This window comes from Achromobacter arsenitoxydans SY8 (assembly GCF_000236785.1).
GTDB lineage: Bacteria > Pseudomonadota > Gammaproteobacteria > Burkholderiales > Burkholderiaceae_B > Achromobacter > Achromobacter arsenitoxydans.
Genome location: NZ_AGUF01000007.1, coordinates 97406 through 112638, shown reverse-complemented (window position 1 = coordinate 112638; position 15233 = coordinate 97406). Strand labels below are relative to the sequence as shown.

General features: G+C 67.4%; 11 protein-coding genes, 1 tRNA gene and 1 other RNA gene. 12 read left to right on the top strand and 1 reads right to left on the bottom strand.

Annotated features, from left to right (window positions below; genetic code table 11):
- Nucleotides 1-557 (top strand): hypothetical protein (locus KYC_RS29805; RefSeq protein WP_238531868.1); only part of this gene is annotated, 557 nt, incomplete at its 5' end.
- A gap of 137 nt (nt 558-694) precedes the next feature.
- Here KYC_RS29805 and KYC_RS01495 read toward each other — a convergent pair.
- Nucleotides 695-769, bottom strand: a tRNA-Arg gene (locus KYC_RS01495).
- A gap of 332 nt (nt 770-1101) precedes the next feature.
- Here KYC_RS01495 and KYC_RS01490 point away from each other — a divergent pair.
- The 11 genes from KYC_RS01490 (at nt 1102) to KYC_RS01450 (ending at nt 15231) form a co-directional block, all read left to right on the top strand.
- Nucleotides 1102-2301: an MFS transporter gene (locus tag KYC_RS01490; RefSeq protein WP_008158113.1), complete on the top strand. Its 1200-nt coding sequence runs from the start codon at nt 1102-1104 to the stop codon at nt 2299-2301.
- A gap of 18 nt (nt 2302-2319) precedes the next feature.
- Nucleotides 2320-2478 carry a hypothetical protein gene (locus tag KYC_RS29575; protein WP_008158111.1) on the top strand — a complete coding sequence of 53 codons (159 nt, stop codon included), beginning with the start codon at nt 2320-2322 and terminating at the stop codon, nt 2476-2478.
- A 107-nt stretch (nt 2479-2585) separates the two neighbouring features.
- Nucleotides 2586-3455 (top strand): hypothetical protein, encoded by an 870-nt coding sequence (locus KYC_RS01485; protein WP_008158109.1) that lies wholly within the window; start codon nt 2586-2588, stop codon nt 3453-3455.
- A gap of 12 nt (nt 3456-3467) precedes the next feature.
- On the top strand, nt 3468-3953 hold the full coding sequence (locus KYC_RS01480; protein WP_008158108.1) for a hypothetical protein: 486 nt from the start codon (nt 3468-3470) through the stop codon (nt 3951-3953).
- A 77-nt stretch (nt 3954-4030) separates the two neighbouring features.
- On the top strand, nt 4031-6694 hold the full coding sequence (locus KYC_RS01475) for a PD-(D/E)XK nuclease family protein (protein WP_008158105.1): 2664 nt from the start codon (nt 4031-4033) through the stop codon (nt 6692-6694).
- 3 nt (nt 6695-6697) lie between these two features.
- Nucleotides 6698-10153, top strand: a complete 3456-nt coding sequence (locus KYC_RS01470; protein ID WP_043517247.1) for a UvrD-helicase domain-containing protein — start codon at nt 6698-6700, stop codon at nt 10151-10153.
- A 336-nt stretch (nt 10154-10489) separates the two neighbouring features.
- Nucleotides 10490-10587: signal recognition particle sRNA small type (ffs, locus tag KYC_RS28530), an RNA gene on the top strand.
- Nucleotides 10588-10762: 175 nt separating this feature from the next.
- Nucleotides 10763-12901 carry a DNA polymerase III subunit gamma/tau gene (locus KYC_RS01465; RefSeq protein ID WP_008158101.1) on the top strand — a complete coding sequence of 713 codons (2139 nt, stop codon included), beginning with the start codon at nt 10763-10765 and terminating at the stop codon, nt 12899-12901.
- 44 nt (nt 12902-12945) lie between these two features.
- Nucleotides 12946-13272: a YbaB/EbfC family nucleoid-associated protein gene (locus tag KYC_RS01460; RefSeq protein WP_008158099.1), complete on the top strand. Its 327-nt coding sequence runs from the start codon at nt 12946-12948 to the stop codon at nt 13270-13272.
- A gap of 22 nt (nt 13273-13294) precedes the next feature.
- Nucleotides 13295-13903: a recombination mediator RecR gene (recR, locus tag KYC_RS01455; protein ID WP_008158097.1), complete on the top strand. Its 609-nt coding sequence runs from the start codon at nt 13295-13297 to the stop codon at nt 13901-13903.
- A gap of 68 nt (nt 13904-13971) precedes the next feature.
- Complete coding sequence (locus KYC_RS01450) at nt 13972-15231, top strand: CaiB/BaiF CoA transferase family protein (RefSeq protein ID WP_008158095.1); 1260 nt, start codon at nt 13972-13974, stop codon at nt 15229-15231.
- Nucleotides 15232-15233: the final 2 nt, after the last annotated feature.

Sequence of the window (15233 nt, the reverse complement as noted above, 5' to 3'; positions counted from 1 at the left end):
CACGAGACGGCTTGTCCGCCTTGCCGCCCTTACCGCTCTTGCCGGCTGCGCCGGCCTTCTTGGGCGGGGTGCCTTTAGCGGCCACCTGCTTGCCGCTCTTGGGCGGCGCCGCCTTCTTGCCGGAAGAGGATTTGGGCGGCGCCTTCTTGGCGGAGGGCGCGGCCTGCTTGGCGGAAGCGCTCTTGCCGGAACCGGCCTTGGGCGCCGGGGCTTTCTTTGCTTGTTGCGCCTTGCAGGCCGCCGATTTGGCGTTGGTCTTGCAAGGATCGGAAGTCTTGGCTGCTTGTGCCGCAGGGGGCAGGAGCGCGCATACCGCCAGCGCGGCAGGCGCTATGGCTTTCGCAATTGCACGTTTCCAGGAAAAGGCCATGGTTGAGCAGGCTTGTCGGTCTGTGAACAAATATTTCTTAAGCCGGCGTATTCGTCGGATCAGGAAAAGTCCAGATGAATTATGGGCTTACGCGTCGAATTTAAACAGCAATTTCAAGTTGCGCGCAAGACGATTCGCTATCAAAACCCAAAAATATAAAAGTGACGGATTGACTAGCAGCAATTAGTCACAAGTCGGGGTCCCGAGAAGCTAACCGCACGGCGCGCAAGAGCGTAGCCCGGATTTACCCTCATCTGGCTGAACGTGCTGAATTTGGGGGGAGTTGCTGTGGGGGAGTTGCGGCGGGGGGAGCAGAGGCCGATGTGGCCTCGCCGGGTGGAATCGAACCACCAATTGACCCTTAGGAGGGGCCGGTTATATCCATTTAACTACGGCGAGACAGTTGAAGCCGGGACAAGACCCGCTGGGTGCAACGGCGCTTGAACGCGCCGCCGCTAACAAATAAAGCCTTGATAATGCGGCGAACTTTGCGAGCCAGAGTTTATCACTGCCGGGGGCGGGGTTCGGAGCAGGACGCAAGTCTATCAGCAGCCGGAGCAAGCCCCAAATCGGGGCGTTTCCGGACCCGGGCGTAGAGCCAGAAGCGCTTGCGCCGACGGGGGTATTCCCGGGCCCGCGTGCGGACTTGTATATGATGTCCAGGTCCGGCCGCCGCGCCGGGCCGCCCCGAGGAGGGGGCGCAAACCCAAAAACAACCAGACACGGGTTTCATGTCTAGCCAAACCGATACGATTTCCGCACGCACCATTGCCCTGGGCACTCTGGTCGTGCTGCTTGCCATGGGCGTGCGCGCCACTTTCGGGCTGTTCATGCAGCCGATGGGCCTGGCCCACGGCTGGGGCCGCGAAGTGTTCTCCATGGCCTTCGCCATCCAGAACCTGGTGTGGGGCATCGCCTGCATCTTCATGGGCATACTGGCCGACCGCTACGGCTCGGGGCGCACCATTGCGCTGGGCGCGGTGCTCTACATGCTGGGCCTGATCGGCACGCGGTTCGCTACCGACGAAGCCACGCTGTACCTGACCGCCGGCGTGCTGGTGGGGCTGGGCCAGGCGGGCACCACCTTTCCGGTGATCCTGCCCGTGGTGGCGCGGTCGGTCCCGCCGGCCTACCGCAGCACGGCGATGGGCATCGCCAGCGCGGGCGGCTCGCTGGGCCAGTTCGCCGTCGTGCCCACGGGCCAGTTGCTGATCAGCGGCCTGGATTGGTCCGGCGCGCTGTGGGTGCTGTCCCTCTTCGTGGCCTGCGGCGCGCCGCTGGCGTACTTTCTGCGCGGTCGGCCACAGGCGCACACGGGCCCGCAGCAGTCGCTGGCAACGGCCGTCAAGCAGGCCGTGCGCCATCCCTCGTTTCATTTCCTGTTCTGGAGCTACTTTGTCTGCGGCTTCCATACGGCATTCATCACGCTGCACTTGCCGGCCTATGTCAGCGACGGCGGGCTGACGGCCGGGCAGGGTGCCACCGCGATCGCGCTGATCGGCCTGTTCAATGTCCTGGGTTCGTTCTACGCCGGAAAGCTGGGCGGCACATACAGCAAGAAGCGCCTGCTTGCGATCGTGTATTTCATGCGGGCCTTCGGCATCCTGCTGCTGCTCTTCATGCCCCTGTCGCCGTGGGTGCTGTACGGCTTCGCGGCCTGGATGGGCTTGTTCTGGCTGGGCACCGTGCCGCTGACGCAGGGGCTGATCGGGCAGATCTACGGCCTGCGCTACGCTGCCACCCTGTCGGGCATCGTGTTCCTGGGGCACCAGATCGGCAGCTTCATCGGCGTGTGGCTCGGCGGCTACGCCTATGCCAAGACCGGCAGCTACGATCTGGTCTGGTGGCTGGGCGTCGTGCTGGCCGTCGTCGCGGCGCTGCTGTGTTTGCCGGTGCGAGAGCAGCCGGTTGCGCAACCGGCTGCGGCCTGACTCGGCGAGGAACCGGAAATGTCGCTACCCGCCCCGCCTGCACGGCGCCGCCAGACCGCCTGGCGGCTGTTGGGCGCCGTCGCTCTGGCAGCCGTGCTGGGGCTGGCGTTCTGGGGTTATCTGTCGCCCGAGATGAGCATTCACTGGGAAAATCTTGCCGCGCTGTGCGGGTTTTAGGCGGGATTTCAGACGGCCCCTATATCGCGGCGCGAGCCTCGCAGGTAAACAGTACGAAGCGGATGCCTTTGTCCGCCGTATGTACTTGCGAGGTTTCGATACGCTGTATGGCTAAGCTCATCCGCAATGACCGGTCCACGCTGTCCACCGACATCACTATGGTGGAAGGTAATGTTCTCCTTATAAAAGTCGTGGGACTGGGATTCAATAAGAAGCACCTGATACTGAAATCCAGCGCGCCTGAACTGTTGTCGGTTCATGCGGACAGGCCCGATGACAGGAAGCTGGAGCAATCCGTCAAATTGACGGTCGTGGCCAAGGGCTTGCGCCGGGAAAGAGGGGTCGACGTCATCGCGTATGTCAATGACGGTCGGACCAGCTTGGCCGATACAGGCACGCCCAGGATCCGAGTCAAGATTCTTCCGTATTTGCAGTTGCCAGCCCAGGATTCCGAATTGGGGATATTGACCAGGATGCTGATTCTGGAAGCCGCGGGTCCGGAGCATCCGAAGTACGGGGGCGCCGCCGAAGCGCGCCAATCCATGCAATGGATGATTCGCTTGTTGCGGAACCGCCTGGAGGCGGGACCTCACCATTTTTCGAAAAGCCCGAGCGAGGTCGCGAGGCAGTCGGTTAAGACGATGACGGAAGTGCTCAAGATACCGGGTCAAGTGGAAGCGTTCGCTCAGTATCCCAACCTGCCCGACAAGAAAAAGGCGCTCATCACAAGGACCGTGGACCTTGCCAATGATGCGACGCAGAGCCGCTTCCGGGCATACCGCGAATTGCTGGAAAACGCCATCCTGGTGGCAGGAAGCCCTCCGGTCGCGGACCCTTGCCCGACCAAGCTTTACGGATGGAGAACACAGGGCGCGTCCAGTCCCGGAAGGAATTTCCTGTATTTCCGAAGTCTGGGAGGTCAGGATTTCTATACCTTGACGCCGGAATTCCGGGCCGATGTTCTGAAAATTCGATGATGGGAGGCTGGCATGAAAGCATTGCTCGCCGTTTTCGTTCTTGCGTTTCCCTTGTTTGCCCGCGGGGGCGGCTTGCCGGATGAGCCATTCCGTTCGCCGCCGGACGAACGCTTTCTGGTATCGGCCAGCCCGTATTACCAGCAGCCCGAGCGGGCGATCAAGAATCGCGTCGCATACTTCAAGAAGCAGGATAAGGCCAACCACTTTTGCCTCATCGGATACAAGTGGCGGGACGGCAATACGCAGGTGTGGCTGCACTGGCTGGAAGATGGCAGCCTGGTCCAGTGGGACGGCAGCCTGGACCGGGAAATCCGTGAGGCCAGCCTGATGGATGCCAGCGATGGCGTGCGCCTGGCAGAGATCGCCACTGACGGCGAGGATCCAGGCCTGGGCGGCGCGCGTGTAACCAGCGTCCGCGCTTGGCATCAATTGGCCGACGACTGCGAGCAGCACGGCCAGAAGTACGTCATTGCGCCCTTTGTCCCGGATGGCAAATAGGCGCGCAGGCGCCGCACGCGCGGTCCGGCTCGGGGTATCCTACGGCGGAGTTTCTCCGTCGTTTTTTATGGGCGCCCATGCAGGACGCATCGCTTTCCTATCCCGAACTATCGCTGCCCGACATCGCCGGCATGCCTGCCTCCGACACGCTGGTGCTGACGGTGAACAATCGCCTGTCGCGGCGGCTCACGCTTGAACTGGCCGGGCTGTTGCGCCAGGAGCGCCAGGTCAGTGAACTGCCGCGCATCCTGCCCCTGTCGGCCTGGCTGGCCGAGTCCGCCAACGAACTCGCTTTCGAGACCGACGACGATGTGCCTGCCTACCGGCTGGACAGCTTCGCGACGCAGCTTGTGTGGACGGAAGCGATCCGGGCCGAAGAGGCCGAGCGCGTGCTGCTGGACGCGAGCCAGGCGGCGCGGTTGGCGATGGATGCCGATTTGCTGATGGACGAATGGGCCCTGCAGGTGCCGTCGGGCGCCGACACCGATGAGTACCGCGGATTCGCCAGGTGGCGGGCGCGCTATCGCCAGGTGCTGGCCGGTATCGATGCCGAAGACGCGAACCAGGGCTATGCGCGCGTGCTGCGCGCGCTGGAAGAGGGCCGGCTGGCGACGCCGCGGCAATTGGTGCTGGCGGGCTTTACCGACATATCGCCGCGCTTTCAGCGGCTGCTGCAGGCCTTTGAAGCGCAGGGAACGGACGTGGCGCAATGGCGCGACGCCCAGCGCGTGCAGGCCGAGGCCCGCCGCTACGAGGCGGCCGACCAGGGCGCGGAATGGCGTGCTGCGGCCACGTGGGCTGCGAGCCAGCTGAAGGCGCATCCCGATGGCCGCTACGCCATCGTTTCGCCCCAACTGGAAGCGGAATCTCCGTTTGCGCGCCGCGTGCTGAGCCATGCCTTGGCGGGCCGCGACGGCGAGCCTGCCTTTGCGTTCAACGTCGCCGTCGGACGTCCGCTGGACGAATGGCCCATGGCCCGCGCCGCGCTGGCGTGGCTGCGCGCGCTGGCCGAATGCGCGCCGGACAAGGGATGCGGCGTGGACGTGCTGGGTGCGGCCTTGCTGGCGGGTCATTGCGCCAGCGACGTGCGCGACCGTGCGCGCCTGGCCGCCATCGACGCGCGCTGGCGGCGCCAGGGGCAACTGCATGTCGGCCCGGCGGAACTGCGCAGACTGCTGGCCGACATTCCCGCGCTGGCGCAGGCCTGGAACCAGGCCATGCAAATCTGGACGCAAGGCGGCCGCCAGGCCACCTGCGATGTCTGGATGCTGCGGATGAAGGCCGCGCTGACGGCATTGGGTTTTCCCGGCGAAGCCGCGCTGGACAGCGTGGGCTACCAGGTCATGGGCGCGCTGGGCGATGCGCTGGGCAGTTTTTCGGCGTTGGCGCCCGCTGCCGGCCGCCTGGGCGGCGTGGCCGCCGTGAGCCTGCTGGAAAGCGTGGCGCGCTCATCCTCGTTCCAGCCGCAGCGCGATCCGCTGGCGCGCCTGGACGTGCTGGGCCTGCTGGAAGCGGAAGGGGGCTATTGGGATGGCGTCTGGATGCTGGGCCTGACCGACGACGTGCTGCCCGCATCGCCCAAGCCCAATCCGCTGCTGCCGCTGGCCGTGCTGCGCCAGGCGCGCGCGCCGCGCGCCACGCCCGAACGCGAACGCGAGTGGGCCGAAGGCATGTATGCCGCGCTGTGCCGCTGCGCGCCGCAGCTTATCGTCAGCCATGCCCACATGGACGGCGAGCGCGAGCTGCGCCCGTCGCCGCTGATTGCGGCGCTGGCCCTGTCCGACTGGACGCCGGACCAGGCCCTCGCGCATCGCGCATTGCCCCAGGAATCGCTGGACGACTCGCGGGGACCGCCGTTGGCCGCGGGCAACCGGGGCGGCGGCGGCCTGGACGTGCTGGACACGCAGGCGCGCAATCCCCTGTGGGCCTTCGTGCGTCACCGGCTGGGCGGCCGTGAACTGGCGCCCTACGCCGACGCCGCCACGGTGAACGTGCGTGGGCAGTTCCTGCACAAGGCGCTGGAATTGGCGTGGGGCATGATGCCCGACCAGGAAACGCTGCACGAACTGCTGGCCGACGGGCGGCTGGCCGCGCTGCTGGCACAGGCGGTGGCGCAGGCCGCGGACGAAGAACTCAAGGAATACGCGCCGGCGCTGCGCGCGCTGGAATGCCAGCGCGCGCAGGCCGTGCTGGCGTCCTGGCTCGACCTGGAGGCGCAGCGTCTGCCGTTCGCGGTGGCGCAAGTGGAAAAAAACCATCAATGGCAACGCGGCGCGCTCAGCCTGAAGCTGCGGCTGGACCGCATCGACAGCCTGCCCGACGGCCGCAGCGTCATCGTGGACTACAAGACCGGCGTGGCCGCCGCCAAGCCGGAGCCGGACTGGTCGCGCTCGCGTCCCGTGAACGTGCAACTGCCGTTCTACGCGTCCGTGCTGGCCGACGCTGCCGGCGGCGAAGCCGCAGGCCTGGTGCTGGCGCAGATCCATGCGCGGCAGGTCGCCGCGCAAGGCCTGGCCGACGAAGACCTGGGCATTCCTGGCGTGACGCTGGCCAGCGAAAGCAAGTACTTTGACGGCCTGTCCTGGCCCGAGATCCGCCAGCGCTGGCGCGTCGCGATCGAGGCGCTGGCCGATGAATATGTCGCGGGTTATGCGGCCAATGTCGCCTACCGGCGCGACGACCTGAAATACTGCGATGCACTGCCGTTCCTGCGTTTGCATCTGGACGACGAGGACGCATAAGCCATGGCTGCTCAAGAACGTTTGCCGCAAGACCATGCCGCCCGTGCCGCCGCGCTGGACCCGGCCCGCTCATTCCTGGTTCAGGCTCCCGCCGGATCGGGCAAGACCGAGCTGCTGACCGACCGCATCCTGGCCCTCTTGGCCACCGTTAACCGCCCCGAAGAAATCGTCGCCATCACCTTCACGCGCAAGGCTGCATCCGAAATGCACGCGCGCGTGCTGAGCAAGTTGCGGCGCGGGCTGGACGCGCCGCCCGAGGCCGCCCATGAACGCCGCAGCTGGGACCTGGCCCGCGCGGCGCTGGCGCGCAACGCGGAGCAGGGCTGGCACCTGCTGGACCATCCGGCGCGCCTGGCCATCCGTACCATTGATTCCTTTTGCGCCGGCCTGGTGCGCAGCATGCCCTGGCTGTCGGAGCTGGGCGGCATGCCCGACATCACTGACGACGCCCGCAGTCACTACGAAGCCGCGGCCCGCGCCACGCTGGACCTGGCCGACGACTACGAGGCCGTGCGCATCCTGCTCAAGCACCTGGACGTAGACGTGCAGGCGGCCAAGGACGCCATCGCCGACATGCTGGGCCAGCGCGACCAGTGGCTGCCGCTGCTGCGCCACGGTTCCGACCGCGAGGCCCTTGAGGCCACGCTGGCCGAGGCCATCGGCGAAGACCTGGATGCCCTGAGCGCCGCCATGCCCTACGGCTGGGCCGAGGCGCTCTGCGGTCCGGCACGGCTGGCCGCGGCCAACCTGCAGGACGGCGACGAGGACAACAAGCTCGTGGCGCTGCTGGACTGGACCGAGGAACTGCAGCCCGACGCCGAACTGCTGGACGCCTGGCGCGCGGTGGCGCATCTGCTGCTGACCGGCACGGGGTCGTTGCGCAAGACCGTCAACAAGAACCTGGGGTTCCCGGCCAAGTGCGCCCACAAGGAACCGTTCGTGGCCTGGCTCGAGGGCGCGGACGGACAGGCTGCGTGGGTGCGGCGCCTGCACGCCGTGCGCGACATCCCGGCCCCGCATTTCACGGATGCGCAATGGGAAGTGCTGGGCGCGCAGCTCATGACGCTTGCGCTCGCGGTTGCCCAGCTGCGCCTGCGCTTTGCCGACAAGGGCGAGGTGGACTTCATCGAGATCGCGCAGCGCGCGGCGGCCGCGCTGGGCAGCAGCGATGATCCCGGCGAACTGCTGCTCAAGCTGGACGCCTCCATCCGGCATCTGCTCATCGACGAGTTCCAGGACACCAGCCAGACGCAGCTGGACCTGTTGCGCACGCTGACCTCCGGCTGGCAGTCGGGCGATGGCCGCAGCCTGTTCCTGGTGGGCGACCCCATGCAGTCGATCTACCGCTTCCGCAAGGCCGAAGTGGGCCTGTTCCTGGAAGTGGCCGATATCGGCGTGGGCGAAGTCAAACCCGATTTCCTGAATCTGACGGACAACTTCCGTTCGCAAGCCGGCATCGTGGACTGGGTGAATCAGTCGTTCGTGGACTTGCTGCCCCGGCGCAGCGACGCCGCGGCCGGCGCGATCGCCTACAGCCCGTCCACGGCTTTCCACGACGCCTTGCCCGACCCCGCGGTGCGCTTTCATCCGGCATGGTCGCGCGAAGGCGCGGCGCCCGCCGAAGAGCAGGCCGAAGATATCGCGGTGGACCTGGTGCGGCAGGCGCTGATCGACCACAAGGGCGCGAAGCACCCGGTGGCGGTATTGGTGCGCGCACGCAGCCATCTGGGCAACCTGACCCGCCGGTTGGCGCAGGAAGGCATACGCTGCCGCGCCGTGGATCTGGTGCCGCTTGCCTTGCGTCCGGTGGTGGCCGATCTTGTGCAACTGGTGCGCGCGCTGTCGCACCCGGCAGACCGCCTGGCCTGGCTGTCTGTGTTGCGCGCGCCGTACTGCGGCCTGACGCTGGAATCGCTGCAGCGGCTGTTCGGCGATGATCACATCACGCCCGCGCCTGTCCTGCTGGAGCGGGCCTTGCGCATGGCGCCGCAACCCGCCGATACCGCGCCGGCCGCCAGCGCCGGCCCGCAGGGATCGCTGTTCGACGCGCCCGCGCCGGAACCCGAATCGCCCTCGGCGCAAGCGCTGCTCGGCGCCGATGAATACGCACGGCTGCGCCAGGTGGCGGCGATCCTGCTGGACAAACGCAACGCGTCGGGCGCGATGCCGTTCGCGGCCTGGGTCGAGTCGCTCTGGCGCCGTCTTGGCGGACCGGGCCTGTACGCCGGCCTGTCGGTCGCCAACGACGCGGAAAGCCTGTTCCAGCTGGTCGAGCGCCTGGCGCCGCACGGCAACATCGACGTGGCCGCGCTGGATTCGGGCATCGCCCGCCTGTTCGCCGCGCCGGACGCCGCGGACGAAGCCGAAGGCGCGGTCGAGATCATGACCATGCACAAGTCCAAGGGCCTGCAATTCGAAACGGTGATCCTGTACGGCCTGCACCGGGCGCCTCGCGGCGACCAGGCGCCGCTGGTGCGCTTCGAGCAAAGCGGGGGGCGCGTGCTATTCGGCCCCGTCAAGCCGCGCGCCGAAACCGAGGCCGACCCGGTCTCGCGCTATCTGGGCGCCCGCGAGGCGCGCCGCGCCTCCTACGAAATCGACCGCCTGCTCTACGTAGCCGCCACGCGCGCCCGCAAGCGTCTGCACCTGGTGGGCCACGTGACCATCGACGAGACCACCGGCCAAGCCAAGACCCCGTCCGCAGCCAGCCTGCTGGGCCGCCTGTGGCCCTGCCTGTCCGCCCCTCAGCCCCCGTCACCGCAGGGCGAAGCCGCCCCGCAGTCCGAGGACGCGCCGGAGTGGCAAGGCGAACCCCTGCGCCGTGTGGATAGCGCCGGCCTTGCGCAATTGCAGCGCCAGGCCGACGTCACGGTCAGCCCTGGCTTCGCAACGGCGACGCGGGGCGCCTGGGGCGAAGCGGCCGAACATCCCGCCTGGCAACTGGAAGCCGGCTACGACGCCGCCATCGGCACGCTGGCGCATGCGTGGCTGGAGCGCATCGGGCGAGACGGCGTGCAGGCATGGCCCGCGGACACGCTGGCCCAACGCCTGCCCGCAATGCGCCGCCAACTGACGCGCGCGGGCATCCCGGCAAGCCAGGCCGACGCCGCATCCGAAGCCGTCCTGGAAACGCTGCAGGCAACCCTCGCCGACGACCGCGGCCTCTGGCTGCTATCCCAATCCGGCGCACGCCGCGAATGGCCCCTCATCGACGCGGCAGGAAAGGTCTCGGTCATCGACCTGGCGCTCAGCACCGAAGACGGCTGGCTAATCGTCGACTACAAAACCGGCCGCCCCCACCCCGGCGAATCCCCCACCGCCTTCGCCACCCGCATGCGCCAACGCCACGGCGAACAACTTCAACGCTACTGCACCCAGGTAACCTCCCTAGACGGCCGCCACGCCCGCGCCGCCCTATACTTCCCCCGCGCAAAAGCATGGATAGACCTGACCCCATGAAAAAAAAGGCGTAGTCCAAAGCGCGGCAAAGCGAAGCGAGCCGAAGGGGCCAGCGAAGCGAAGCCCCATCGCAAAACTCGGCCAGCCGCCACACATAGCGAGGCAAAGCGAAGCGAGCCGAAGGGGCCAGCGAAGCGAGACCCCACCAAAAAAGCACCGACCGCGGCAACTCCAAGAGCGGCAAAGCGAAGCGAGCCGAAGGGGCCAGCGAAGCGAAGCCCCCACCCCTCCCCCTCGGGGGGAGGGCCGGGGAGGGGGCCCACATATTGCCCCTCGGGGCCCGCCAGCCGAGAGGCTAGCGAGCAAGCGCAGCGCAGCTCTGCTAGAATCTCGGCTGGCGGGCCCCTTCGCATGGTTCGACGGTGAACCTGGTCAGGTCGGGAACGAAGCAGCCATAGTCGTTTAGGGTCAGTGCCGGAGTAAGGCTCGCCAACCGGATTCTTCAAGCAGGTAGCGTTTGCTACACGGCTTCCAGGGGGACGGGGTTATTTTCCAAGGATTCAATCCACGGGAATAAGCCCGTCCCCTTTGCATTTCACCCGCAGCGTGATCGGATCAGATAATCGGATCAAACAATCGGGTTCAACAATCAGGCTCTACAATCCAGCCATGACTTATCTGGTATTGGCCCGCAAGTGGCGGCCGCGATCGTTCGATACCCTGGTGGGACAGGATCACGTGGTGCGCGCGCTCACGCATGCGCTCGACACGCAACGCCTGCATCACGCCTGGCTGTTCACCGGAACCCGGGGCGTCGGCAAGACCACGCTCTCGCGGATCCTGGCCAAGTCGCTCAATTGCGAAACCGGCATCACCTCCAAGCCCTGTGGCGTCTGCCGCGCGTGCACCGAGATTGATTCCGGACGCTTTGTCGACTACCTCGAGCTGGACGCGGCGTCGAACCGCGGCGTCGAGGAAATGACCCAGCTCCTCGAGCAGGCCGTCTACGCGCCGGGCGCGGGACGCTTCAAGGTCTACATGATCGACGAAGTCCACATGCTCACCGGGCATGCGTTCAACGCCATGCTCAAGACGCTGGAAGAGCCGCCGCCGCACGTCAAGTTCATCCTGGCCACCACCGATCCCCAGAAGATCCCGGTGACGGTCCTGTCGCGCTGCCTGCAGTTCAACCTGAAGCAGATGCCCGCCGACTCCATCGTCGGCCACCTGCAGGCCGTGCTGGGGCAGGAAGACGTCGGGTTTGAAGTCCCGGCCTTGCGCCTCATCGGGCAGGCGGCTTCCGGCTCGATGCGCGACGCCCTGTCGCTGACCGATCAAGCCATCGCCTACAGCGCGGGCAACCTGACCGAGGACGCCGTGCGCGGCATGCTCGGCACCATTGATCAGCGCCATCTCGTCCGCCTGCTGGACGCGCTGTCGTCCGGCGACGCCAAGGGCGTACTGGCGGTGGCCGATGAGCTAGCGATCCGCGGGCTGTCCTATGCCGGCGCGCTGGCCGACCTGGCTGTGCTGCTGTCGCGCGTGGCCATCGAGCAGCGCGTGACCGGCGTCACCGCGGCCGAAGACCCGCTGGCAGGCGACATCGCCCGCCTTGCGCAGGTCCTGCACCCGGACGCGGTGCAATTGTTCTACTCCGTCGCCGTGCACAGCCGCGGCGAACTGACCCTGGCGCCCGACGAATACGCAGGCTTCATCATGGCCTGCCTGCGCATGCTGGCGCTCAATGGCGACGCCGGTCCGCAGACCGCGCTGGAAGCGCCGGCGGCGCCCGCCCGCCAGACGGCGGAACCGGCGGCGGCAGTCGCCGCGCCGGTCGCCGTCGCATCGGCCGCCCCTGCGCCGACCGTCGCCGCACCGGCCCCGGCGCCTGCCGAACCCACGCCCGCGGAATCCGCACCTGCGGCATCCGAAAGCCCCGCACCCGCCGCACCGGTTGTGGCGGAGCAAGCGGCCGAACCCGTTGAACCCCCGCCAGCACAGGCCGCTACGACGCCGCAGCAGGAGCCCGCGGCCGCTCCCGCGCCGCAAGCCGCCGGCGACGGCGGCGTGCCGCCCTGGGAAGACCTGCCGCCCGACGCCAACGACGCGGCCGTCAACCCGGCATCCGGCAAGGCGCAAGGCTCGGCCGCGCTGGCGGTGACGCCGCCCGCGGCGGCGGCCGTGGCGCCCGCCCTGGCGCCGGACGACGGGGACGGCCCGCCCGCCTGGGTCGACGAAGAAATTCCCTACGAGGCCGAAGGCGGCTTCGTGCCGGAAAGCGGCTTCACGTCGGATCCCGACGACGATTTCGAAACCCTGGCCACCACGCCGTCGGCGGCGCCCCAGCCGGCTCCGGCCCGGCGCGAAGGCCCGGCGCCCGCGCGCAAGCGTTCGTCGCGCGCCCGTCTGGCCGACATGACCTCGGTCTTGTGGCCTGAGCTGGCCGCGCGCCTGCCGGTGACCGGCCTGGCCGCGGAACTGGCGCGCCAGAGCGAATGGGCCGGCGTGCAGGGCGATGCGATCATCCTGCGCGTGGCGGTCAAGACGCTGGCCGAAAGCGAAAGCCGCGTGCGCCTGCAAACCGTGTTGTGCGAACATTTCGGGCAGGGCATCCGCCTGGATGTACAGGTCGGCATCACCGGAGACGCCACGGCGCATGCCGTGGCGCAGGCCGAAAGCGCGGCGCGCCAGTTGGCGGCCGAAAACGCGGTGGCCGTCGATCCCTTTGTGCAGGCTCTCGTGGCGGACTTTGGAGGCCAGGTCGTGCCCGGCTCCATCCGCCACGTCGATTCCCCCGCCGCCGCCTGAGGCGCCGGCGATCCCTTATTTCCCTCGTTCAAGGAAGCTCCATCATGATGAAAGGACAACTGGCCGGCCTGATGCGCCAGGCGCAGCAGATGCAGGAAAACATGAAGAAGGCGCAAGACGCGCTGGCCGAAATCCAGGTCGAAGGCGCCTCCGGCGGCGGCCTGGTCAAGGTCACCATGTCCTGCCGCCACGACGTCAAGCGCGTTGTGATCGACCCGTCGCTGCTGGGCGACGACAAGGACATGCTCGAAGACCTGGTGGCCGCGGCGTTCAACGACGCGCTGCGCAAGGCCGAAGCCACCTCCCAGGAAAAGATGGCGTCCGTGACCGCCGGCATGCCGCTGCCCCCGGGCATGAAGCTGCCGTTCTGATCTTTATTTGCAGCAGCCTGCGATGGATCCCTTACTGCCCGAACCCGAGCCGCTGGTCTCGCTGATCGAGGCCCTGCGGCGGCTGCCCGGCGTGGGCGTGCGCTCGGCCCGGCGCATGGCCTACCACCTGCTGCAGCATGATCCGCAAGGCGCGGACATGCTCGGGCGGGCGCTCGAGAGCGCCGTGCGGGAACTGAAGCATTGCGCGCGCTGCAACAGCTTCTCCGAAGACGAAGTCTGCGCCACCTGTTCCAATCCCAAGCGGGATCCCTCGCTGCTGTGCATTGTGGAAACGCCGGCCGACCAGAACATGATCGAGTCCAGCCACGGTTACCGTGGCCTGTACTACGTGCTGATGGGCCGCGTGGCGCCGCTGGAAGGCATCGGCCCGCGCGAGCTGGACTTCGACCGCGTGATCAAGCGCGCGACCGATGGCGTGGTGCAGGAGGTCATCCTGGCCACCAATTTCACCGCGGAAGGCGAAACCACCGCCCACTTCCTGGGCGAGGCGCTGGGCGAGCGCGGTCTGCGGGTCACGCGCCTGGCGCGCGGCGTGCCGGCCGGCAGCGAACTGGAATACGTAGACGCGGGCACCATCGCCTGGGCCCTGATGGAGCGCAAGACCACCTGACGCTCGCGGCCCCATAACGTCCTGCCGGCAACGTATCGGCAAGGCAAAAAATGTGAGGAAGACAAGCCATGTCAGCGCTGACCGGACTGAAGGTCCTGGAACTCGGCACGCTTATCGCCGGCCCGTTCGCCGCGCGCATCTTCGGCGAATTCGGCGCCGACGTCATCAAGGTGGAAACGCCGCACGGGCCTGACGGCACGGGCGGCGGCGACCCCATCCGCAGTTGGCGCCACCTGCACGAGGGCAACTCCCTGTGGTGGACGGTGCAGGCGCGCAACAAGCAATCCATCGCACTGAATCTGAAGGATCCGCGGGCGCAGGAGATCGCCCGCAAGCTGGCGCTGGACGCCGACGTCGTGGTGGAAAACTACCGCCCCGGGGTCCTTGAGAAATGGGGCTTGGGCTACGAGCAGCTGCGCGCCATCAATCCCGCGCTCATCATGGTGCGCCTGTCCGGCTATGGTCAGACCGGCCCCATGAAGGACCAGCCGGGCTTTGGCGCCATCGGCGAGTCCATGGGCGGCCTGCGCTATGTGTCGGGCCATCCCGACCGGCCGCCGTTGCGGGTAGGCATTTCGATCGGCGATTCCATTGCGGCGCTGCACGGCGTGATCGGCGCGATGATGGCGCTGCGCCACCGCGACGCCACGGGCGGCCGCTGGAACGGCGAGTCCGGTGAAGCGTGCCGGGCGGGGCAGGGCCAGATGGTAGACGTGGCGCTCTACGAAGCCGTGTTCAACATGATGGAAAGCCTGGTCCCGGAATATGATGTGGCCGGCGTGGTGCGCGAACGCACCGGCGGCGCGCTGCCCGGCATCGTGCCGTCCAATACCTACACTACGAACGACGGGCAGAACATCGTCATCGCAGGCAATGGCGACGCGATCTTCCACCGCCTGATGCGGGCCATCGGCCGCGACGACCTGGCCGAAGACCCGGACCTGGTGCGCAACGACGGCCGCGCCCGGCGGGTGGCCGAGATCGACGGCGCCATCCAGCAATGGTGCGACGGGCGCGGCATTGAGGCCGCACTGGACGCGCTCAAGCGCGCCGACGTGCCCGTGGGCAAGATCTACAGCGTGGCCGACATGTTCAGCGATCCGCAGTTCCTGGCGCGCCGCATGATCGAGCAGCATCGGCTGGCGGACGGCAGTCCGGTCAAGCTGCCCGCTGTCGTTCCCAAACTGTCGGAGACCCCAGGCCAGACGCGCTGGGTGGGCCCGAAATTAGGGGAACATACCGAGGAAGTCCTGAAATCGCTGGGGTATGATTCCTCGGCTATCGACGAGCTGGCGAAGACCGGCGCTATCGGCAAGCCTTACAACTAGGA